27 protein-coding genes are annotated in these 20346 nt (G+C 43.1%); 14 read left to right on the top strand and 13 right to left on the bottom strand.

The annotated features are described in order from the left end of the window. Positions 1-11 precede the first annotated feature (11 nt). The 11 genes from fliJ to EL244_RS06630 all read left to right on the top strand — a co-directional run bounded on the left by fliJ (position 12) and on the right by EL244_RS06630 (position 7270). A complete protein-coding gene (fliJ, locus tag EL244_RS06680; RefSeq protein WP_006813406.1) occupies positions 12-455 on the top strand; it encodes a flagellar export protein FliJ in 444 nt (147 codons plus the stop codon). Beyond that, entirely contained in the window at positions 456-1838 is a 1383-nt protein-coding gene (locus EL244_RS06675) for a flagellar hook-length control protein FliK (RefSeq protein WP_126459626.1), read from the top strand. Positions 1839-2025: 187 nt separating this feature from the next. Beyond that, on the top strand, positions 2026-2508 hold the full coding sequence (gene fliL / locus EL244_RS06670) for a flagellar basal body-associated protein FliL (RefSeq protein ID WP_006813408.1): 483 nt from the start codon (positions 2026-2028) through the stop codon (positions 2506-2508). Between the two features lie 5 nt (positions 2509-2513). After that, positions 2514-3521: a flagellar motor switch protein FliM gene (fliM, locus tag EL244_RS06665; protein ID WP_006813409.1), complete on the top strand. Its 1008-nt coding sequence runs from the start codon at positions 2514-2516 to the stop codon at positions 3519-3521. After that, the gene (gene fliN / locus EL244_RS06660; RefSeq protein WP_006813410.1) at positions 3514-3930 is read left to right on the top strand and encodes a flagellar motor switch protein FliN; all 417 of its coding nucleotides are present in this window, start codon (positions 3514-3516) and stop codon (positions 3928-3930) included. The genes fliM and fliN overlap by 8 nt, the downstream gene beginning before the upstream one ends. Position 3931: 1 nt before the next feature. Then, on the top strand, positions 3932-4408 hold the full coding sequence (gene fliO, locus EL244_RS06655; RefSeq protein ID WP_126459623.1) for a flagellar biosynthetic protein FliO: 477 nt from the start codon (positions 3932-3934) through the stop codon (positions 4406-4408). A 12-nt stretch (positions 4409-4420) separates the two neighbouring features. Then, on the top strand, positions 4421-5164 hold the full coding sequence (gene fliP, locus EL244_RS06650; RefSeq protein ID WP_006813412.1) for a flagellar type III secretion system pore protein FliP: 744 nt from the start codon (positions 4421-4423) through the stop codon (positions 5162-5164). A gap of 8 nt (positions 5165-5172) precedes the next feature. After that, positions 5173-5442 (top strand): flagellar biosynthesis protein FliQ, encoded by a 270-nt coding sequence (gene fliQ, locus EL244_RS06645; RefSeq protein WP_126459620.1) that lies wholly within the window; start codon positions 5173-5175, stop codon positions 5440-5442. Between the two features lie 2 nt (positions 5443-5444). Beyond that, a complete protein-coding gene (gene fliR / locus EL244_RS06640; protein ID WP_006813414.1) occupies positions 5445-6224 on the top strand; it encodes a flagellar biosynthetic protein FliR in 780 nt (259 codons plus the stop codon). 320 nt (positions 6225-6544) lie between these two features. Beyond that, a complete protein-coding gene (locus tag EL244_RS06635) occupies positions 6545-6850 on the top strand; it encodes a type II toxin-antitoxin system HigB family toxin (protein ID WP_126459617.1) in 306 nt (101 codons plus the stop codon). 3 nt (positions 6851-6853) lie between these two features. Beyond that, entirely contained in the window at positions 6854-7270 is a 417-nt protein-coding gene (locus EL244_RS06630) for a helix-turn-helix domain-containing protein (RefSeq protein ID WP_006813416.1), read from the top strand. 189 nt (positions 7271-7459) lie between these two features. Here the strand turns inward: EL244_RS06630 and flgL are convergent, their stop codons facing one another. The 11 genes from flgL to flgB all read right to left on the bottom strand — a co-directional run bounded on the left by flgL (position 7460) and on the right by flgB (position 17682). Then, on the bottom strand, positions 7460-8395 hold the full coding sequence (gene flgL / locus EL244_RS06625; RefSeq protein ID WP_039854240.1) for a flagellar hook-associated protein FlgL: 936 nt from the start codon (positions 8393-8395) through the stop codon (positions 7460-7462). A gap of 48 nt (positions 8396-8443) precedes the next feature. Then, complete coding sequence (flgK, locus tag EL244_RS06620) at positions 8444-10087, bottom strand: flagellar hook-associated protein FlgK (RefSeq protein ID WP_006813418.1); 1644 nt, start codon at positions 10085-10087, stop codon at positions 8444-8446. 138 nt (positions 10088-10225) lie between these two features. Then, positions 10226-11203 carry a flagellar assembly peptidoglycan hydrolase FlgJ gene (gene flgJ, locus EL244_RS06615; RefSeq protein WP_006813419.1) on the bottom strand — a complete coding sequence of 326 codons (978 nt, stop codon included), beginning with the start codon at positions 11201-11203 and terminating at the stop codon, positions 10226-10228. Continuing rightward, on the bottom strand, positions 11203-12318 hold the full coding sequence (locus EL244_RS06610; RefSeq protein ID WP_154600545.1) for a flagellar basal body P-ring protein FlgI: 1116 nt from the start codon (positions 12316-12318) through the stop codon (positions 11203-11205). Before EL244_RS06610 ends, flgJ begins: the two co-directional genes overlap by 1 nt. Before the next feature lie 35 nt (positions 12319-12353). Further along, a complete protein-coding gene (locus EL244_RS06605; protein WP_006813421.1) occupies positions 12354-13118 on the bottom strand; it encodes a flagellar basal body L-ring protein FlgH in 765 nt (254 codons plus the stop codon). A 46-nt stretch (positions 13119-13164) separates the two neighbouring features. After that, a complete protein-coding gene (flgG, locus tag EL244_RS06600; protein ID WP_112836539.1) occupies positions 13165-13947 on the bottom strand; it encodes a flagellar basal-body rod protein FlgG in 783 nt (260 codons plus the stop codon). 19 nt (positions 13948-13966) lie between these two features. After that, on the bottom strand, positions 13967-14722 hold the full coding sequence (locus tag EL244_RS06595; RefSeq protein WP_126459614.1) for a flagellar basal body rod protein FlgF: 756 nt from the start codon (positions 14720-14722) through the stop codon (positions 13967-13969). Positions 14723-14737: 15 nt separating this feature from the next. Continuing rightward, positions 14738-15958 carry a flagellar hook protein FlgE gene (gene flgE, locus EL244_RS06590; RefSeq protein WP_126459611.1) on the bottom strand — a complete coding sequence of 407 codons (1221 nt, stop codon included), beginning with the start codon at positions 15956-15958 and terminating at the stop codon, positions 14738-14740. A 30-nt stretch (positions 15959-15988) separates the two neighbouring features. Then, positions 15989-16846 carry a flagellar hook assembly protein FlgD gene (locus tag EL244_RS06585; protein ID WP_115164158.1) on the bottom strand — a complete coding sequence of 286 codons (858 nt, stop codon included), beginning with the start codon at positions 16844-16846 and terminating at the stop codon, positions 15989-15991. Between the two features lie 12 nt (positions 16847-16858). Continuing rightward, positions 16859-17263 carry a flagellar basal body rod protein FlgC gene (flgC, locus tag EL244_RS06580; protein WP_006813426.1) on the bottom strand — a complete coding sequence of 135 codons (405 nt, stop codon included), beginning with the start codon at positions 17261-17263 and terminating at the stop codon, positions 16859-16861. A gap of 5 nt (positions 17264-17268) precedes the next feature. After that, positions 17269-17682, bottom strand: a complete 414-nt coding sequence (flgB, locus tag EL244_RS06575) for a flagellar basal body rod protein FlgB (protein WP_006813427.1) — start codon at positions 17680-17682, stop codon at positions 17269-17271. A 231-nt stretch (positions 17683-17913) separates the two neighbouring features. Between flgB and flgA the strand changes: the two genes are divergently transcribed. The 3 genes from flgA to EL244_RS06560 all read left to right on the top strand — a co-directional run bounded on the left by flgA (position 17914) and on the right by EL244_RS06560 (position 19547). After that, entirely contained in the window at positions 17914-18582 is a 669-nt protein-coding gene (gene flgA / locus EL244_RS06570; protein WP_006813429.1) for a flagellar basal body P-ring formation chaperone FlgA, read from the top strand. A gap of 210 nt (positions 18583-18792) precedes the next feature. Next, positions 18793-19095, top strand: a complete 303-nt coding sequence (gene flgM, locus EL244_RS06565; RefSeq protein ID WP_006813431.1) for a flagellar biosynthesis anti-sigma factor FlgM — start codon at positions 18793-18795, stop codon at positions 19093-19095. A gap of 11 nt (positions 19096-19106) precedes the next feature. Further along, the gene (locus EL244_RS06560; RefSeq protein ID WP_126459608.1) at positions 19107-19547 is read left to right on the top strand and encodes a flagella synthesis protein FlgN; all 441 of its coding nucleotides are present in this window, start codon (positions 19107-19109) and stop codon (positions 19545-19547) included. Between the two features lie 37 nt (positions 19548-19584). On the opposite strand, the gene EL244_RS06555 is transcribed toward EL244_RS06560, so the two are convergent. Both EL244_RS06555 and EL244_RS06550 read right to left on the bottom strand, forming a co-directional pair. Further along, positions 19585-19905: a helix-turn-helix domain-containing protein gene (locus EL244_RS06555; RefSeq protein WP_006813433.1), complete on the bottom strand. Its 321-nt coding sequence runs from the start codon at positions 19903-19905 to the stop codon at positions 19585-19587. Continuing rightward, positions 19898-20284, bottom strand: a complete 387-nt coding sequence (locus tag EL244_RS06550; protein ID WP_126459605.1) for a type II toxin-antitoxin system RelE/ParE family toxin — start codon at positions 20282-20284, stop codon at positions 19898-19900. Before EL244_RS06550 ends, EL244_RS06555 begins: the two co-directional genes overlap by 8 nt. Positions 20285-20346: the final 62 nt, after the last annotated feature.

The raw sequence follows: 20346 nt of genomic DNA, 5'->3' as shown, positions 1-20346 counted from the left end.
CGAGGGGTGCGATGTCCAATAGCCATGCATTAACGACATTATTGAGTTTAGCGGAAGACGCTTCTGAAGAGGCGGCTAAAGTCCTTGCTCAGGTGCGCCAAACGCACACTCAAATGTCAGAGCAGTTAAATATGTTGGAAAACTATCAATCCGAATATCGGCAAAAGTTAAACCAAACACTGCACAGTGGTATGGACTCGGATAAATGGCAGAATTATCAACAATTTCTTGTCACCCTAGAACTCACTATTGAGCAGCAACAACAACAGCTCAGTATGTGGAAACAACGTGTCGATGACGCTAACCGTCATTGGCAAGAAAAACAGCAACGCGTCAATGCGTTCGATACCTTAATTCAACGCGCCGAACATACTCAAAACCAACGTCAAAATCGCTTAGAACAAAAACAGATGGACGAATTTGCTCAACGCGCGACTTTACGGAGATCCCAATAAATGGACGTCAATGCTAATCTGTTGCCAGTAACCCCGACAAATAGCACCAAAACGGCCAATGAGCCGCAACGTGATAATCAGATTGATGAAACTCAAGCACCCGCGGTGCCTTTTCAAGCGATTCTTGAGAACCAACAGCCACCAGCAAAGAGCACAGAAAATGACGCGCCTCTGAAAACTGCAACTGATGAAGCTACGCTGAATCAACAAATCAGTGAACAGAAACAGGCTGAAATTACTGAACCGACGCCTGATAAGCCCGTTATTGGTAACGAAAAAGCAGAACAGGCACTAGCACAACTGAATTTTAGCCGTGATTTACGCGGTGATAGTGCCCAAACACCATTACAGCCTGAATTATTAACCGGTAAACTCACCGATGAAAAAGCGTTAGTCGACCAGCTAAAACAAATCACTAATGAGCGGATTCAAACCGCAGCCAATCCTCAAGCGGCACCAGAAAAACCATCGACTACGCCATTTACTCAGTCATTGCAGCAGCTCAGTGATGTGGCACGAAATGCAGCCCCATTTGATGAAAAAGCGCTCGTAGGCTCCCAACTACAATTAGCAGGGGAAGAGCAAGACCCAACTCTGGGTCTAATGACGAAAAAAGAGGTCGGCGAACGTCGTGATCAATCGTTATTTGCGCTCGATAATCAACGAGTGATCCCCACGAAAGATTTTGCTCAGGACTTTATGCCACTAAGTAAAAAATCGTTGAATACAGATTCCATTTCCCAGTGGGTCAATACCAATACAGAAAACAGCCAAAATTTGCAAAATAATGCCAAAGGCGCTTTTGCACTTCAAGCTGAAACAGGGGCATTCACGACGTCGGCAAACTCTGCTACACCACATGTCGCAGGTATTATGCCAACTCAAGCCACTGCGCAGGCCGCGACCATTTCAGCACCGCTGGCCACGCCAACAATGCATCTCCCAAGCCCATTAGGTAGCGAAGCATGGCAGCAGCAGCTTAGCCAGCACATGTTATTTTTCTCTCGCCAAGGGGTTTCCCAAGCACAAATTCGTTTACATCCCGAAGAGCTTGGTTCCCTGAATGTGCATTTGCGTATTGAGGATAACCAAGCCGTAATGCATTTTGTATCTCCACATAGCCATGTACGGGCTGCAATGGAAAGCATGATGCCAATTCTGCGTAACGCACTGCAAGAAAGTGGGATTCATTTAGCTCAAGGTTCTGTTGGGCAAGAGAATACCAGCAGTCAATCCGGTGCAGAACAACAACCCAACCAGCGAGATGGCCAGCTACATTCGACGCATCCATCCGTCGGAGTCGTGGGGATTAGTGAGGCAAATGCAAGTACAAGCCACACCAAGTTACCGACTCGACAAGGTGGCATTAATACCTTTGCATAATGTCTTTCTGTAAGGCCTTTGCATAATAAATATGCGAATGGCGGTAATTTTAGTTCTAAAGCGTCGAGTTACCGCCTTTTTGCTTCGTTTTTCACTCCTTTAAATCATCCCAATCTAGGGATAATGCTAGAGATCATAAAGTATAAAACCCGTATGGGTTTGGCATCTAAAACAGGAATTCAGCCACATGTCGTCTTCACGCAATGAATCTAAACGTTCGAATAAAGGGTTAATTTTACTATTTGCCCTCATAGCCTTAGCCGGTGCGGGTTTTGGCGGTTATAGCTGGTGGACGACACAGCAACAGGCACAATCTGTAGATGGAGACGAAAAACGTCCAAATATGCCTCAACCTATTTTTATGGAATTAGAGCCATTTACCGTTAATCTTCCAGGATTAAATAATGCACCCGATCGCGTGCTCTACATCCACGTCACATTACGCCTTGCGAATGAAAAATCTCGCAAACAGCTTCACGAATATTTGCCAGAAGTTCGCAGTCGCCTCTTGTTATTGCTGTCCGAACAGCAATCTAAAAATATGGGCACCCACGAAGGTAAGCTGCAACTGATGAAGGATATTAAAGGGACATTAACCCCTACCCTGATCCCGGGGGATACCGATCAGGATATTTCTGACGTGTTATTTACTACTTTTATTCTGCGGTAATACCCATGAGCGATAATATTTTATCTCAGGCTGAAATTGATGCGCTGCTTAATGATGATGCGCCATCAACCGATCAGCCGCTACCTGAAAACCAAGGCAAAGATAATGTTCGCCCATACAACCCGAATACCCAACGCCGGGTTTTTCGGGAACGTATGCAGTCCTTGGAAATCATTAATGAGCGTTTTGCCCGTCAGTTCCGGATGGGGTTATTTAATATGTTACGCCGTAGTCCAGATATTACGGTTGGTGCAATTAAAGTTGAACCTTATCATGAATTTGCGCGTAACTTACCGGTTCCAACTAACCTCAATTTGATCCATATGCCACCTTTGCGTGGTACAGCGCTGTTCACTTTTGAACCCGCGCTGGTGTATATCGCCGTGGATAACCTTTTTGGGGGAGATGGACGCTTTCCTGTTCGCTCTGAAGGCAAAGAATTCACCAATACCGAACAACGTATTATCAATCGTATGCTGAAACTCGCACTTAACGCCTATCGCGATGCTTGGCGTCCAATTGCTGATGTTGAAGTGGAGTATGTGCGTTCCGAAATTCAGGTGAAGTTCACCAATATCACCACATCTCCCAACGATATCGTGGTAACTACCCCATTTTTGGTGGAAATCGGTAATACCGTTGGTGAATTCAGTATCTGTATTCCAATCGCCATGATTGAGCCGTTGCGTGAACGTTTAATCAACCCACCGACGGAGCAAGGACATCAAGAAAACGAAGCTTGGGTCACTAACTTAGTCACTCAAGTAAAACGTTCAGAATTAGAACTGGTTGCTAATCTGGTTGAGATCCCGCTGCGCATCTCTAGCTTGCTGCAACTACAAAAAGGGGATGTACTCCCTATTGATAAGCCAGACAGACTGATCGTCAATGTTGACGGTGTTCCGGTATTAACCAGTCAATACGGCACCCAAAACGGTCAATATGCGCTGCGTGTAGAACATTTGATTAACCCTGTTTTAAACACTCTAGATGAGGAAAGTACCAATGAGTGAGGCGAAAAATTCTCTTGATGCATCAACCAACCACAACGATGAAGACTTGTGGGCTGAGGCGCTGGAACAACAAAAACAAGCGGAATCCGCCTCTGCTGGTATGCAGAATTTTGAAAATGTTGACGGACAGAATCCATTAAATCAATTTTCTGACGTTGACTTAATTATGGATATCCCTGTTCGCCTATCAGTGGAACTGGGACGCACCAAAATGACCATTAAAAAATTACTCAGCCTATCTCAAGGTTCCGTGGTTTCGTTAGATGGCTTAGCCGGTGAACCTCTCGATATTCTGATCAACGGCTATTTAATTGCACAAGGTGAAGTCGTGGTCGTATCTGATAATTACGGTATTCGTATTACTGACATTATCACGCCATCTGAACGTATGCGCCGTTTGAGTCGCTAAAATGACCAATGTGACAGCGATAGAAAACCAAGTTCAACCCACAGTCATTGACACGGTGCCAACCCAAAAACCGTTTTTGGCAAGCACTGTGTCCCATGACAACGCTTCTGCTCCTGCCATCAATAACAATGATAGTTTGGCGCAAATTTCAGGGGCGCTAAGCGCCATTATTTTGCTGATCTTAGTCGGTGCGTGGCTGGTTAAAAAGTTTGGATTTGGGCGTAATACATTCACAAAGCAACAGCTGGTAAATGTAAAAGGTCGCTGTACGATTGGGGGAAAAGAACGAATTGTTGTGGTTGAAGTAAACAGCGAGTACTTGGTTTTAGGGGTAACTGCACAGTCGGTGAACTTATTACACCAGTATCCCGCACCACAAGAAAACCCACTGAATTTTACCCAAGAACCGTTAACGTTTCAGTCGATATTCAAGAAAAAACAAGATGCCGCCAACCAAGCGGCCTTAGAAAAACAGTAACCGGAAGCGCCCATGTTACCTTTAAAATCCGTTGCCGCTATCAGCGCTCTGTTACTTGCTCTACCTCAATCAGCTTCAGCGGCACTGCCTGCGGTGATCAGCCATTCTCTGACTGATGGTGGGCAATCTTGGTCATTACCGGTCCAAACTTTACTGTTTTTGACCTTACTTGGCTTTATCCCCGCCATGCTCCTCATGATGACCAGCTTTACGCGGATTATCATCGTGCTCGGTTTGTTACGTAATGCCCTTGGAACCCCTTCAGCACCACCAAACCAAGTTCTATTGGGATTAGCGCTATTTCTCACTTTTTTCGTTATGTCTCCCGTTGCAGACCAAGTTTATCGTGAAGCTTATCAACCTTTTAGTGAAGATAAAATTAGCCTAGAAACGGCATTAGAAAAAGGCACCGCGCCACTGCGTACGTTTATGCTAGGGCAAACTCGGGAATCGGATCTTGCGCTCTTTGCACGTATCGCCAAAGTTGGTGAAATTCAAGAAGCCAAAGATGTACCAATGCGTATTTTAGTTCCTGCGTTTATTACTAGTGAACTGAAAACCGCGTTCCAAATTGGTTTTACTATCTTTATTCCGTTCTTGATCATTGACTTAGTGGTTGCCAGTGTTCTGATGGCGCTGGGAATGATGATGGTACCCCCAGCTACGGTTTCATTACCCTTCAAGTTAATGTTATTTGTCTTGGTTGATGGTTGGCAATTATTGCTAGGCTCTCTGTCTCAAAGCTTTTTTAATTAGGAACGATTATGACATCTGAATCGGTAATGGCGATGGGTACAGAAGCGATGAAAATCGCTTTAATGTTGGCAGCACCTTTATTACTGGCCGCACTGGCCGCGGGTTTGATTATTAGCCTGTTGCAAGCTGCAACCCAAGTCAATGAGATGACGCTGTCCTTTATTCCTAAAATTTTATCCGTTATCTCCACGATTATTATTGCTGGTCCATGGATGCTTAACTTACTTACCGACTATATGCGCCAGTTATTCAGTAACCTGCCGTTTATTATTGGCTAGCAATGTTAACCATCACCAGTGAAACCTTAACGCTATGGCTGAGCCAAGGTTTTTATCCGTTTATACGCCTGTTAGCGTTATTCGGTACAGCGCCGTTTTTCAATGAAAAGCAATCTATCACCAAGGCTCGTATTGCCCTCGCCTTTTTTATCGTTCTGATTATTTCACCGCAGCTTCCCGTGGTGAATATCCCACTATTTTCAGCTATGGGTTTGTGGGTTATTGTGCAGCAAGTGGTGATTGGCACTGCGATGGGGTTAACGATGCAGATGGCATTTGCTGCGGTGCGTCATGCTGGGGAAGTGATTGGTTTACAGATGGGATTATCATTCGCTACGTTCTTTGACCCGACCGGTGGCCCGAATATGCCAATTTTAGGGCGTATATTTAACTTGATTACCCTACTATTGTTTCTATCTTTCGATGGGCATTTGTGGCTAATTTACATTTTAACCAACTCATTTGAACTCATCCCTATTCAAACTACACCGCTCAACCGAGATGGCTTTTGGATATTTTTGCAATTCGCTAATACCATTTTTATTAATGGCTTAATGCTCGCTCTGCCATTTATTACACTGTTTTTGATTCTCAACCTTGCCCTCGGTATTCTTAACCGTATGACGCCGCAATTATCGGTTTTTGTGGTGGGATTCCCGCTCACACTCACCATCGGTATTAGCATGTTGGGACTGATTATTTCCATTCTTCCTCGCTATACCGAACGCTTGATCCATCAAGCGTTTGAGCAATTGTCGCTGATGTTTAATTTGTGGGTTTAAGTGGGTTTGGTAATTCTGTCATTCTGACGATTAAGATCACTTAATCTTAATTTCATAATGTATGACCCTTTCCCATTAATTGTTCCAGTATATTATTTTAATCAACATATAAATTTAATATTAAATCTATTGAACACTTCATCTTAAATCTTACATTAAATTGCGAAGAGCCTCGTAAACCTAAGAAATATATATTCTACCGAGTTGTCCCCTTCTAAAAACTCATTATTAATAGTCTAAGAAAAATAATTACCGTTACCCACATAGTAATATTAATCAGAAAAAACACACGTTGACAATTAGGAAACAAGAGGGGCATAATGCACGTAATCTCAAGGGAACCCTTTGTCCATGCATCGGAAAGAAATCCTAAGCATGCCAAAGTATTATTAGATGTTTATAAAACACTAAAACAAGGATCGTACTCATCCCCTGATGAGCTAAAAAATATTTTCCCAAGCTTAGATAGAATGAAGTACCGCGAAAAGTGGTGGGTTATTGATATCGGTGGTAATGCTTTAAGGATTTTATTTTTTGCTGATTTTAAAAAAAGTAAAATTTTCATAAAACATATATCTACACACGCTGAATATAATAAGCTAATGAATTATTATCGGAGAACATAAAATATGATTTTTAGTGAAGCCATTCAAACTGCTAATCATTTAATTCATCTCATTCCTATTCTCGGCAAAAATCACTCTCGCCGCGACTATGAAGATGCCATTAAATTAGTCGAGTATCTGGTGGAATACGATCCTGATAATCCGCTGGTCGAAATTTTATGTGAAAAAATTGATCACTATGAAGACAATGCCCCCGAATTTGCAGATTTTAATCGCAAATTAAAGCAGTGTGATGACGCTGTTGCGGTGTTACGTACATTGATGGATCAGTACAATCTAAATACCACTGATTTTGCTAATGAAATAGGCTCTCGCTCTTACGTTAGCCGCATTTTAAACGGTGAACGCAACTTATCTCTTGAGCATATGAAAAAGCTGGCAGAGCGATTTAAACTCCCCGTGACGATATTTATTAAATAAAAATTTAAGCGGCCTATACAACGATGGGCGATGGGCGATGGGCGATGGGCGATTTAAAATATCAGGGATAAACAAGCCATAACAATCAAATAGGAAAGCAAAATCAACAACGCAGAAAATAGAAAAAATAAGCGAGAAACCCGCACCCTAGTTTACATACCACTGCTCATAAGGTGCGGTAAAAATCAATTAACGTCCGCCAAATAATGACATGCTGTTAAGATCTTTGAAAATATCTTGAGAAGCTTGGAACATGGCTTTCTCTTTATAATAATCCGTGGTGGTTCCCGTCCAGTTAGTCTCTAGCAGCTCACTTTTGCGAGCTTCATTCTGGATAGTGCGGGTATTGGCTAGAAAATCTAATTTATCAATTTCCTGTAACTGCAAGCCTTGCTTGGCTTCAATATTGGAAATTTGATCCAACGCCGCTTTAATACCACGGTTAGCTTCATCCATTCCCGCTTGAGCAGCATCTAAATCTGATTGCGGTGCATCCTGTTGAGGAATAGATAACGCTTTAATTCCCACGTTTAGCGCTTTGAAAACATTGACCATACCTGCGCCATCAGTTTCAAATACCTGAGCCCCCGTAAAATAGGTGGTCATCTCACGGTCACTAGCAACATTTTGCATGATTGGCTTGTCACCACCTTTATACAAAACCTCACCATTCGTATCGATTTCAAAAGGGGCTTTGTCAGATTTAAACCCTGCAAAAATATAACGTCCGTTACCATCCGTGGTATTACCCAGCCCAACTAACTGCTCTTTCAAACCTGTTAATTGTTCCGCCAATGAAGTGCGGTCTTTATCACTCAACGCACCTTGGTTAGAAGCTTGGATAATCGTAGTATCAATTTGAGTGGTGACTTCCGTCATCTGACTCAAAATGCTCATTTGTAGTGTCATACCCGTTTTTGCAAAACCACGGCTTGTGACATATTGCTGGTTACGACTTTCAGATTGGTTAATTCGCACAGCTTGGGATGATGCTTGCGGGTCATCCGATGGCTTGTTAACACGCTTACCTGACGCTAATTGGCTGCCCGCATCCATCCATCGAGATTGCGCACCGTTCATATCTTGTAAGCGTTGATGGAAAATCATATTGGTACTTAAACGCATCGCTTAAATCCTTATTAAATTATTCTGAAACCCTGTGAGTTCAATGAATTAGAACGCACGCATCAACGCATTAAACAGATCGTCCACCGTTTTCAATACCTGTGCATTGGCATTAAAAAATTGTTGAATTTTTTGCATCTGAATGCTTTCTTCATTCATGTTAACACCAGAAATTTCTTGCTCTTGGCGGTAGAAACTTTCTGTCATTTTATTCTGGGTTTCAGAATCAATTTGCGCCTGTTTAGTACGACTACCGACATCATTAATTAACGTGGCATAGAAATCGGAGAACGTAGAACCGCCATCCACTACTTTTTGATCTTGTAATTTAACCAATTCTTTGATGTTTTCGTTATCGCCTGGGCCACCATCTTTACTTCCAGCACCTGCAAATCCAGAGGCTTCCGTCACCAACGTTTCCATATTGTTGATTACGCCGTTCATCGGCTTGACCACAAAGGTATCACCCGCAGCGGGGGTATTTGTCGTCATCTTGAGCTCTAAGCCTTCGAATTTCAACGTGTCTGCGGTGGATGATGGATCAACAGTAATTTTCACCCCGTCAGGTAAACGGGTGACATTCCAGTTGGTTCCGTCATAACGCATTTCATAGTTATTACCGGTGACTTTAGAAACATCGCTGTAGCTTAAGTCAAAGTCCGTTTTGCCTGTGTTATGGGTGTTACTAACAACGGTACCTTTACCTAAAGCAAAAAAATCTTTTCCAGTATTCCCATTGGAATCAAAACCTTTGCTATGAATTTCATTAAATTTCGTTGCAAAAACTAAGGCCAATTTATTGATTTTTTGATAGGCAGGGTCGATAACTTCTTGGCGAGAGCGCAGTACACCGCTCAGCTCTCCGCCTTTAAACGCTTCATCAGGAATTTCACGGACTTGACCGTTTGATCCCACAAACCCAATGCTAAAGCGGCTGTCATCTTTAGAAGAAGGAACGGCTTCAAGGCGATTCGCTTTTTCACCTGTCACCAGCGGTAATCCGTTAGCAAACGTCACATTGTAGTTGCCGTTTTGCTCAATAACTTTCACGCCAATCACTGAGTTAACTTCATTGACAAGGCGGTCACGCACATCCAGCAAGTCATTAGGCTCTGAGCCACTCACTGAACGGATACGGGCGATTTGTTGGTTTAATCCAGCGATTTTATCCGCATAGATATTGATATCTTTCACCTTATTTTCGATTTGGTGATTAATATCGCGTTCCATTTCTTGTAATCGTCTATCTGCTTCTTTGAATTGAGATACCAGCGCATTTGATTGACCTAAGAAAACATCAATCAAGGTTTTGTCGCTAGCATCACTGCTTGCAGTATCCAGTGCAGTGAAGAAGCTTCCGATACTACTCGATAGGTCTTCAACATCATTAGTCAGCAAGTCATCGACTTTATTACAGTTTTTCACGTAAGCTTCGTAATCGCCACTACGAGCCCGTGATTGGCTGTATTGCGCATTGACGAATTCATCAAACTCACGGCGAACATGGCTGAAATAAGTGCCGTTACCAAAATAACCATTAGGTGTCATCGTACCGGGATTCTCCCCGAACACAGCACTTTGGCGGTGATAGTAACCTACACCAGCGTTAGCTAAGTTATTAGAAATAACACTTAACCCACCCTGCGCAGCATTCACACCACTTAGCGCGTTATTCATTACATTGTTCAGCATAAGCTTTTCCTATTCTTGGGACTGAGCGCTTTGATTGGCTGACTCAATCTCAGCGCTAGTCACTCAAAATTTTCACTTATTCAGTTATCGGAAAGTTGGCGTAAATATTTAGCGCAAACTTTGATTTATTAAGACTTTTTAGAAGATATCTTTTAAGTCGATGTTATAAGCCTGAATAGCTTTCACAGTGGCATTATTGACAGTTGAATCCGAGCCACGTATTTGACTAATCAAGGTAATTAATTTGTCAGAGTAACCAGGGTCAGTTGCATAACCTGCTTGGTGCAATCGACGAGCTGCAATTTCAGGGGTTGGCGCATGTTTAACCTCTTTATAACGAGGATTTTGAGTTAATAACCCGATATAGTCTGAAATAGCTTCTTCATAGGAGCCATAAACACGGAAATCATCGCGCATTTTGATACTTTCGCCATTGATGACCTCCGTGGTCATGATATTAGTGACCGGGCCTTTCCAGCTCTTACCCGCTTTAATACCAAACAAGTTGTGACTGCTTTTGCCTTCCGCCGTTAAAATTTCACGTTTTCCCCAACCGCTTTCTAATGCGGCTTGAGCGAGGATTAAAAAGTGAGAAATGCCACTTTTTTCACTGGCATTCTTAGCGGGTTCCAATAAGCGATTAATAAAATTGCTGCTATTGAGTGATAACGATTTAATTTTCTGGAATGGTGCTGCCAGAGCATCACCCATTGGTGCAAAACGGCGCATCATCTGTTCCATGGCGAACGGCGGTAATGATTGAAGCTCCTGCTCATTCAATGGCATAAATGCACTTTGGGTCGGCAAATTAGAGGATTGGTCACGAGTCAATTGCTGATACATCATTTCGCCAAAACCGAGTCCTTTCTGGGAAAGGTCTTGGGCAATTTGCTGGTCATACATGCTGGTCATCAAGCGAGTTTGATCATTAGAAAGCATGCCGTCTTGCGGTAATGCTGAACGCATGCTTTTTAACATCATTTGCACAAAAGTCGCTTCGAGTTGCTGCGTCACTTGACGCAGCCCCTGTTCAGGCGATTTATTTAACTCACCTTTTAAGCCCGTTAACGACTGGACATCATACGCAGCTCCTTGTAATAACTGCATATCGCTCATTAGATGATCTCCAATTTCGCACGTAAGCAACCTGCACTTTCCATGGCTTGCAAAATGGACATTAAATCTGTTGGTGTTGCGCCTAGTGTATTGAGAGCTTGGATAACTTGGTTTAGCTGTACGCTCGCATTGACTTTTTGCAGTGCGCCACCTTGTTCTCGCATACCCACATTGGTATTACGCGTGATAACGGTCTGTCCACCCGCAAATGGGGTATCCGGCTGATTCACTTGAGTTTGTCTTTCGACTGTTACCGCCAAACTGCCGTGAGCAACGGCACAACTTTCGAGTGTCACACTACGATTAATCACCACAGAGCCGGTCCGTGAATTCAGGATCACTTTCGCTTCCGTCATTGGTGTACGAACATTGAGCTCTTGAACTCGCGAAAGAAAACGCACTTGCTCACTGTTATTTGCAGGCACTAATAGTTGAACCGTCCGCGAATCTAGCGCTCTGGCCGTTCCCATTCCCCCCATCCGGTTAATTGCATCGGTAATATCTTGCGCTAAAGCAAAGCTGTCTTCATTCAGCTGTAAATTGATCGCGCCACTTTGTCCAAAACTGCTGGGTAACTCACGCTCAATCGTTGCTCCATCAGTAATTCGCCCACCATTGAGTTGGTTGACTTTAATGCTACTACCGCCAGCACTGGCTCCTGCACCACCAACCAAAACGTTACCCTGAGCCATGGCATAGATTTGCCCATCCACCCCTTTTAATGGGGTCATTAATAGCGTTCCGCCACGTAAACTTTTGGCGTTACCCATGGAAGAAACTACGATATCTACCGACTGCCCTGAACGACCAAACGGCGGCATTTTAGCGGTAACCATTACCGCCGCGACGTTTTTTAGCTGCATATTGGTGCCCGGAGGAACCGTGATCCCCATTTGGGAAAGCATATTGTTCAAGCTTTGAGTGGTGAATGGGGTTTGCATAGTTTGGTCCCCTGTACCATCCAGCCCTACCACTAGACCATAACCAATTAATGGGTTATCTCTTACCCCTTGGACAGTGGTGAGATCTTTAACGCGCTCACTATAAGCGGGAGCAACAAATAGGCTCCCTAACAGGCAACATAGTGAAAATAGAACGAACACTTTATTTTTCATGGATTCTTCTCGGCTACTTGATGGCGAATGTTCATTTAGTAAGGGGAAACATTTAAGAAAAAGCGTTGTAACCACCCCATTGTTTGGGATTCGTTGATGTAGCCATCACCAACATATTCAATACGCGCATCAGCCACTTGAGTTGAACTCACGTTATTGTCTGCACCAATAGTTCGTGGATTAACAACCCCAGAAAAACGAATAGATTCGGTTCCCTGATTAATCGCGATACGTTTTTCACCAACAACATGTAAATTGCCATTGGCTAATAATTGGTCAACCGTCACCGTGATAGTGCCTTTAAAAGTATTATTCGCGTTTGCGCCACCTTTACCGGTAAAGTCGCTGTTACCTTTCACATCAATCTCGGTATTGCTGCCGCCTAACCAACCCTGCATAAACCCAGGAAGGATCGCCGCGAGGAAACCTGTTTTTCCGCTACGATTTGCATTCGCTGATGAATTTTTGCTCGCGCTCACATTCTCTTGCAGATTGATAGTCAAAATATCCCCAACGTTACGAGGTCGTCTATCTTCAAATAGCGGTTGGTAACCATAATAGGCAGGCTGTGCACTCTGAAAAATCGCGCCATTTGGTGCAGGTGCAGTCGGTGCAGTGGGCGTAGCCGTGGTTTGAGAATCCACGAGAGGACGAGGTTTAATATGGGCGCAACCGCTGATAATAACGATGGCGGCCAAGCATACCACTCTCGAAATCTGTAAAACCGTTTTACGCTGTTTAGGAACAATGCCGTTTTCAATCATCATGCGACTCTTTTGCTGCGAAATACCTTTTGTCATTACTAGGGGCAGTTCACTCGCTAATGACGCGAACTGCCATCCTCACTTACAGTTGGGTCAGACGCTGGAGCATTTGATCCGATGCCGAGACCGCTTTACTGTTAATTTCGTAAGCGCGTTGAGTTTGGATCATATTCACCAATTCTTCTGCCACGTTCACGTTTGAAGTCTCTAACATGCCTTGATACAGCAAACCCGCCCCGTTAGTCCCTGGAGCACTTTCATTTGGCGCCCCTGAGCTTGCGGTTTCCATGTACAGGTTTTCACCCATACTTTCTAAACCCGCATCATTGATAAACGTGGTTAAGGTAATTTGACCAATTTGCTGAGGCTGGTTATCACCGTATACCGTGACAGAAACGGTACCATCACGCGCAATACTTAGGCTGTTCGCATTTTCAGGGATCATAATCGCAGGAACGACTTGATAGCCACTTGAAGTTACCAATTGACCATCTTGGTTAGGCTGTAATGCACCATCGCGAGTATAGGCATCAGTACCATCTGGCATCTGAACATGCAGAAAGCCTTGTCCCTTGATGGCGATATCGGTTGTGGTACCTGTTTTGTTTAAATTACCTTGGCTGTGGATACGCATTGTTGCTACTGGACGCGCACCCGTACCCATTTGTAAACCTGAAGGTAATGAAGTTTGATCTGAACTCATCGCACCCGGCTGGCGGATGTTTTGGTAAAGTAAATCTTCAAAAACCGCACGTTGACGTTTAAAACCGTTAGTGCTGACGTTTGCCAAGTTGTTGGAAATGACGTCAAGGTTTGTTTGTTGGGCATCAAGCCCTGTTTTTGCAATCCATAAAGAACGGATCATAGTAATTCCTTACTAACAATTAGCTGACAGTGAGTAGTTGATTAGCACGCTGTGCATTTTCATCCGCGCTATGGATCACTTTCATTTGCATTTCAAAATGCCGAGCATTCGCAATCATTGACACCATGGCTTCAGCTGCATTGACATTACTGCCTTCAATAACACCTGACGTCACAATGGCTCGGTCACTTTGTTGCAAGCCATTACCGTTTGCCGCTTGTGCCTGCGCCGATAAATGGAATAATCCATCTTCACCACGAATCAGCTCATTCGGCTGTGCTTCAACGACTTTTAATCGACCAATCTGCCCTAGCATCGTCGGTGGGTCTGTGGCTAATAGCGCCGTAATCGTTCCATCAGCCCCAATAGTCAGATCGGCATTCGGTGGAACATCAATAGGACCACCATCACCTTGCAGAAGATTCCCACCAATCATTAATTCACCATCAGGGGATACTTGAATGTTACCGTTACGGGTATACGCCTCTGAGCCATCTGCTAATGCGACCGCCAAAAAGTGTTTATCATTCAATGCCACATCCGTGGCTTTTCCTGTGTAGTTCAGTGGTCCTTGGCTCATATCCGCACCGGGCGTTGAAGCCACTACCATCGTCCGAGTCTGCTCGCTATCCCCATGAATAGGCACTGCACGCATCGCAGAAAGTTGGGCTTTAAAACCCGCCGTGGAAACGTTGGCAATGTTATTAGAAACAATCCCTTGATTTTCAAGCGCATGACGCGCCCCGCCCATTGCGGTATAAATGACATGATCCATGGACAACCTCTACCCTTAACGTAAGTTAACCAATGTTTGTAGCATTTGGTCTTGAGTCTTGATGGTTTGTGCGTTGGATTGATAGTTACGCTGCATCACGATCATGCTAATCAGCTCTTGGCTCATATCCACGTTTGAGGACTCTAATGCACCGCTGGTTAATTTACCGAACTGACCCACACCCGGTACGCCATCCATCGGGTTACCCGACGCATTTGAAGATGCCCAGACGTTACCCCCTTGGGAAACTAAACCATTTGGGTTAGCAAATGCAGATAAGGCGATTTGACCAACAACACGTTTTTGTTGGTTAGAATAGTTAGCCACAACCAGACCGTTATCTTCGATCTTGAAGGTGGTGTATTCACCCGCGGGATAGCCATTAACATCGATGGCACTGACTGAAGATTCACTGACTTTTTGTTGACGGGTTTTACCAAGATCAACTTTCAACGTGCCGCCATCCGCGCCATTTAACCCATTGTAAGCAAAATCAAAAATAGCATTTTCAGCATCTTTCAACTTACCATTGCCATCAAACTCTAAATCACCTAATTTTTTAGCGTCTGTTTCACTGGCATCTTTAGCGTATGCCGTCCATTTATTGTCATCATTCTTAACAAAATAGACTGAAATTTCATGAGTATTCCCTTGGCTATCATAGGAAGTCATGGTGGTACTAAAGTTATAGGTCGCAATATCGTCCGGTTTTGTTAAATCGAACGCTTTGTCTTTCTTTTTATCTTCTGAATTTAGGTTAATGGTTAACTTGGCTAGTTCAGATTTTTTTGCATCCATCATATCCGTTGGGATATTCATGCCCGCAGGTACGCCACCACTTTGAATTGACACATTGCCTTTAGCATCAACGCTAGCGGGATAACCCGTCACAACCATGCCTTGGTTATTCACTAAATTACCGCTTTTATCGCGCTGAAATTGCCCATCACGGCTATAAAAAACATCGCCATTTTGGTCTTCAACACGGAAAAAACCGTTGCCCGAAATCGCTACATCGGTCGCTCTATCAGTTCGAGTAATAGGGCCATCTTTAAAGTTTTGGGTAACCGCAGCAACGTTAACCCCTAACCCAACACCTGAGCCAGCAAACATATCAGCGAACGATGTCGTTGCCCCTTTAAAACCATTGGTTGCGGAGTTGGCAATATTGTTACCAATTGAATCTAGCCCCGCTGATGCTGCATTTAAGCCGCTAACTGCTTGTGAAAAAGACATATTTTCTCCATAAATATTTGGGGAATAAAATTAAGATGCGGGATACACTTTGAAGATGCTGCTTAGTGGCACACTTTGCCCTATGCCGACATCCAATAACGGTGCATCTGAGCCGGGTGTTACACCATTGACACGGGTATAGCCGAGTTTGGTGACCTCAATTTCAGACCCCATCCTGACGGCTTTCACATCAAAGAAATATTTACCTTTCGGGTCAGCAACCAAATTGCCGTTGTTATCACGCCCATCCCATGCCATATCGTAAATATCGGGTTTAACTTCTGAGTCATAGCTAATGGTGCGGATAACTGTGCGGTTTTTGTCACGAATGGTAATTTCAACGGTATCGGCTAACTTCGGTAAGAAGAAACCAAATGGCGATGAAATATAATCAGTTTGTGGCTCTTCAGAGCCCTCATCACCTTCATTAGCCCCTAGATTACTGAGACCAAAATTCGATGGGCTGTTAGCGCTGATCACCTCATCTGGCAATGGATTTGCTGGTTTGGTCACGGTACTATTTTCACCGTTACTCTCTTTTTTCAGTGGCGCTAAAATGATTTCATTACGCGGGATCAGAACCCCTTTTCCAACTAATTGCGTCGCCTGTAATGATTGTCCAGAACCAATTTGCTGAGAAATGCCACTCACGCTATCGCTCAACTTATTCATGCTCTCGAGGGTGGCTATTTGCGCTAATTGCCCCGTCAAATCGGCATTATCCATCGGTTTTGTTGGGTCTTGGTTTTGCATTTGCGTCACAATCATGGTTAGAAATGTGTCACGCATATCATCACTTTGACTTTTCTTTGGTACATTACTTGCCGCAGCCGCTGGGCCTGCAACAGAGTTATCCAAAGAATCATTCATTGAGGCAGAAATCCCCATTTCGCGTCTCCGTTACTGACCTAGCGTTAAGGTTTTCTGTAGCAATGTTTTAGCGGTATTCATCACTTCTAAGTTAGCTTGATAGCTACGTGATGCCGATATGGTGTTGATCATCTCACCAACCGTGTCGACATTCGGCATCTGGACATAACCTTTTTCATCAGCAAGAGGATGTCCCGGTTTATACTCCATGCGCGGTGGAGAAGGATCTTCAATCAGTTCACTGACTCGCACGCCCCCCACTTGATGACGACCTTGTGGAGCCATTTGGAAAACGACCTGTTTTGCACGGTAAGGTTGTCCATCGGGACCCGCCACACTTTCCGCGTTTGCCATGTTACTGGCACTCACGTTCAGGCGTTGAGATTGCGCAGTTAATGCGGAAGCGGAGATATCAAAAATACTCAATAGAGCCATGACAATTACCCTTGCTGTAGAACGGCCAACATACTTTTGACTTGGCTATTAATAAATGTAAGATCGGCTTGATATTTCAACGTGTTGTCAGCAAATTGACTACGTTCTATATCCATATCAACGGTATTTCCGTCCATTGATGTTTGGTAAGGTACTCGGTATTTCAGATCCATTGCCGCAGGCTGCATATCATGCCCTTCAATGTGCCCTTTCGCCGTCACTGCCAGTGAAATTCCCTTACCTTTAACAACTCCTTTATCCATCGCTTGCTGCAATTGACGATTAAAATCAATGTCACGAGCCTGATAGCCTGGGGTATCCGCGTTGGCGATGTTAGATGCCAAAACGGTCTGTCTTGCTTCTCTTATGGACAAAGCCCGCTGTTGAAAAGCAAAAGTGGCATCTAATTTATCAATCATGGTTACCCTCAATGGATTTCAGTCAATTCCTAACTTTTTAATGAGTAAATTAGGAATTTTTTGGTTGCAGATTTCATCAATACAAAAATTCGATGCTCATATTAGCTGGCAGATAAAAAATCTAATGGCGAGATAAAGGCAAAATTATTGACCTATTTGCCTCATTCATTATTGAGGATGTCGGTAAACTTCAGCGGAATAAAAGTGAGATACCGAAAAGGAGATGGTGTAATGAGACGTGTTTATTTAGTTAAATATATTTTATATATCAGTCTATTAAATCTAATTCCTTTATCTGTTCAAGCTTCACTACCCCAAGATATTGACCAGTATTTTCGCCATGTTCACGGTAAACAAAATACTGTCTCTATTGAAATAAAAACGCCGATAGATAAATGGCCAAAATGTGATAAGCCCCAAATTAGCCCACCAAGCGGGGGTAGAAATATGGGCAATGTCTCCTTACCTGTACAGTGCGACAAAAAAAAACAATATATTCAATTAGTCGTCAATGTGACCGGTCAATATTATGTGGCAACCCGTAATATCAATCGTGGTGAGACAATTGAATTTGTAGATATCGGCACAAAAAAAGGGTTAATTCATCAATTACCGTCTGGGGCAGCAACAGAAAAAATAGCATTACGTGGAACCATTGCTCTACGTAATATCACTGCGGGACAAACATTAACCAACTCAATGGTAAGACGTCCTTGGGCAATCAAATCAGGTCAAACCGTACATGTGTTCGCGACTGGAAATAATTTTTCGGTGAAATACGAAGGAAGAGCGATTAACAACGCTGTCATCGGCGAGAATATTCGAGTCCGGTTAATTAATGGGCAAGTTGTGAATGGTGAGGCTCAAGAAAATGGCAGTGTTCAGGTTGCATTGAATTAATTGAAAGCGAAATATAATCATTAACTTAGCGGATGATAATTTTCTGTTTTTCATGGGAATTGCAGGTATAATTTTTACAATTCGTCCGACATAGTAAAAATAAAAAAAAGTGGCATAGCGGCAACTTGAAATATAACGGAATATTAAAGGTTCATTAATATCTGCCGATAACTGACTATATGAAAAATATCGGGAACAGGAAAAAACACTATGGCTATTGAGCAAACATCTGCAATTTCTGCGCTGACTCAGGTTACGACTCGCGATCCACAAGATGCGACAGCCCCGATGCGCGATAAAAAAATTTCAGCTAATGAAGCAGTTAAAGAAAGTTCTTTCGCACCCAGCGAATTACAAAAGAAATTACTCCAGCCTCAAGCAACCGATATTGATACTGCAAAAGTCGAGAAGATCAAGCAAGCTATCAAAGACGGCACTTTAACGATGGATGCAGGTAAAATTGCTGATGGCATTTTGCGTGACGCCCATGAATGTATGCTTTCCATGAAATAAATTGAATTACTATGAACGACGAATTATTGCTATTACTAGAACAACAATTGGGTCATTTGCAATCACTGGAAATTGTGATGAAAAATGAAGAGTTATTATTAGGTTATCATCGCGTTCCACCGTCGCCTTTTCAGGAAACGACTGAGCAAAAACGCTTTTTGGTCGCCGCTATTAGTCACGGCGAAAATCACCGTTTGCAGTTAGAAGAGCAAGCGCAGATTGCAGCGCCTTACGATGACAACCTTGTACTGAGTAATATTTGGGAATCGATTAAAGCCCTGACCACTTCATTAAAAGAGCTAAATTATCGTAATCACCAAATGCTACAACTGCATATTGAACTGAACTCACAGCGCCTTAATTTTGTGAAAAAACACAATAATCAATCCACATATGGTGCCGATGGTTTAGAGTTGAAACGCCCTGCATTAGGAAAGAAAATCTCGATTTAGATTCCTGACTCTCTCCCTGTTATCTATCTCTATCTGGTTAAATAATCAGAGTCTTTTGCTCGATTAGATTTAGTAATCTCAACGCTGCGCCGTTAGGTTTGATTTCATCACGTTCCCACTTAGACACACTTTCTTTTGTCATATTTAATATGAGCGCTAAAGATGATTGAGAAATATTATTCTCTTCGCGAATACGTTTAATATCCTCACCCGTCATTGGCTTAAGAGCACTAAATTTCTCCTTTAACTCTCTCGCCTTAATTCTTGCTTCAATCCGTCGAGAGGCAATATCATCAGTCACTCCAATCTTTTCCAATCCTTGAGCAAATTCAAGTAACTCTTTCATCGTATTAGACATTTTTCACCTCAATTAAATAGCCAGTTTTAAGCATATGTGCAATTTTCATTGGATCAGAATTTAGTAATATTCGAGCAATATCTTTATAGGATTCAAGATCATCATCCTCAATTTCTTTTCTTCCTTTTGAGGCTAATCGTGATTTGGACCAACCATCAGCAAAAAATAGATGAGAACCTTGTTTATAAAAAATAATCGTTCGTATTCCAGCTCTTTTCCCAACGCCTTGAATAGCCAGACGCTTTTTAATCACACCGCCACCCAAATCCGCTTCATAACAGCCGGATAAAACCTGCTTAGCTGCTAACAATACGTCAATTTCATCCAGTTCTAGCTTTTTTAGCTTACTCTTAAAAATCTTAGTTTTATAAATTGCCATCCTTAGCCCACCAATTAAACCATAGTAATCCTTACTACAGTTGGCATCAATAAAAAACAGGC

This window comes from Providencia rustigianii, from assembly GCF_900637755.1.
Classification (GTDB): domain Bacteria; phylum Pseudomonadota; class Gammaproteobacteria; order Enterobacterales; family Enterobacteriaceae; genus Providencia; species Providencia rustigianii.
The sequence above is the reverse complement of the archived record's forward strand: the minus strand, read 5'-3'. Positions and strand labels throughout refer to the sequence as shown.

Coding starts and splice junctions, on each gene's coding strand:
- fliR (WP_006813414.1), top strand. CDS start 5,445: ATGTTAACCATCACCAGTGAAACCTTAACGCTATGGCTGAGCCAAGGT.
- fliQ (WP_126459620.1), top strand. CDS start 5,173: ATGACATCTGAATCGGTAATGGCGATGGGTACAGAAGCGATGAAAATC.
- flgE (WP_126459611.1), bottom strand. CDS start 15,958: ATGTCTTTTTCACAAGCAGTTAGCGGCTTAAATGCAGCATCAGCGGGG.
- flgG (WP_112836539.1), bottom strand. CDS start 13,947: ATGATCCGTTCTTTATGGATTGCAAAAACAGGGCTTGATGCCCAACAA.
- flgB (WP_006813427.1), bottom strand. CDS start 17,682: ATGATTGATAAATTAGATGCCACTTTTGCTTTTCAACAGCGGGCTTTG.
- EL244_RS06610 (WP_154600545.1), bottom strand. CDS start 12,318: ATGAAAAATAAAGTGTTCGTTCTATTTTCACTATGTTGCCTGTTAGGG.
- fliP (WP_006813412.1), top strand. CDS start 4,421: ATGTTACCTTTAAAATCCGTTGCCGCTATCAGCGCTCTGTTACTTGCT.
- EL244_RS06595 (WP_126459614.1), bottom strand. CDS start 14,722: ATGGATCATGTCATTTATACCGCAATGGGCGGGGCGCGTCATGCGCTT.
- EL244_RS06630 (WP_006813416.1), top strand. CDS start 6,854: ATGATTTTTAGTGAAGCCATTCAAACTGCTAATCATTTAATTCATCTC.
- fliN (WP_006813410.1), top strand. CDS start 3,514: ATGAGTGAGGCGAAAAATTCTCTTGATGCATCAACCAACCACAACGAT.
- EL244_RS06635 (WP_126459617.1), top strand. CDS start 6,545: ATGCACGTAATCTCAAGGGAACCCTTTGTCCATGCATCGGAAAGAAAT.
- fliM (WP_006813409.1), top strand. CDS start 2,514: ATGAGCGATAATATTTTATCTCAGGCTGAAATTGATGCGCTGCTTAAT.
- fliO (WP_126459623.1), top strand. CDS start 3,932: ATGACCAATGTGACAGCGATAGAAAACCAAGTTCAACCCACAGTCATT.
- flgM (WP_006813431.1), top strand. CDS start 18,793: ATGGCTATTGAGCAAACATCTGCAATTTCTGCGCTGACTCAGGTTACG.
- EL244_RS06550 (WP_126459605.1), bottom strand. CDS start 20,284: ATGGCAATTTATAAAACTAAGATTTTTAAGAGTAAGCTAAAAAAGCTA.
- EL244_RS06675 (WP_126459626.1), top strand. CDS start 456: ATGGACGTCAATGCTAATCTGTTGCCAGTAACCCCGACAAATAGCACC.
- fliJ (WP_006813406.1), top strand. CDS start 12: ATGTCCAATAGCCATGCATTAACGACATTATTGAGTTTAGCGGAAGAC.
- EL244_RS06560 (WP_126459608.1), top strand. CDS start 19,107: ATGAACGACGAATTATTGCTATTACTAGAACAACAATTGGGTCATTTG.
- fliL (WP_006813408.1), top strand. CDS start 2,026: ATGTCGTCTTCACGCAATGAATCTAAACGTTCGAATAAAGGGTTAATT.
- flgK (WP_006813418.1), bottom strand. CDS start 10,087: ATGCTGAACAATGTAATGAATAACGCGCTAAGTGGTGTGAATGCTGCG.
- flgC (WP_006813426.1), bottom strand. CDS start 17,263: ATGGCTCTATTGAGTATTTTTGATATCTCCGCTTCCGCATTAACTGCG.
- flgL (WP_039854240.1), bottom strand. CDS start 8,395: ATGCGTTTAAGTACCAATATGATTTTCCATCAACGCTTACAAGATATG.
- flgJ (WP_006813419.1), bottom strand. CDS start 11,203: ATGAGCGATATGCAGTTATTACAAGGAGCTGCGTATGATGTCCAGTCG.
- EL244_RS06555 (WP_006813433.1), bottom strand. CDS start 19,905: ATGTCTAATACGATGAAAGAGTTACTTGAATTTGCTCAAGGATTGGAA.
- EL244_RS06605 (WP_006813421.1), bottom strand. CDS start 13,118: ATGACAAAAGGTATTTCGCAGCAAAAGAGTCGCATGATGATTGAAAAC.
- EL244_RS06585 (WP_115164158.1), bottom strand. CDS start 16,846: ATGGGGATTTCTGCCTCAATGAATGATTCTTTGGATAACTCTGTTGCA.
- flgA (WP_006813429.1), top strand. CDS start 17,914: ATGAGACGTGTTTATTTAGTTAAATATATTTTATATATCAGTCTATTA.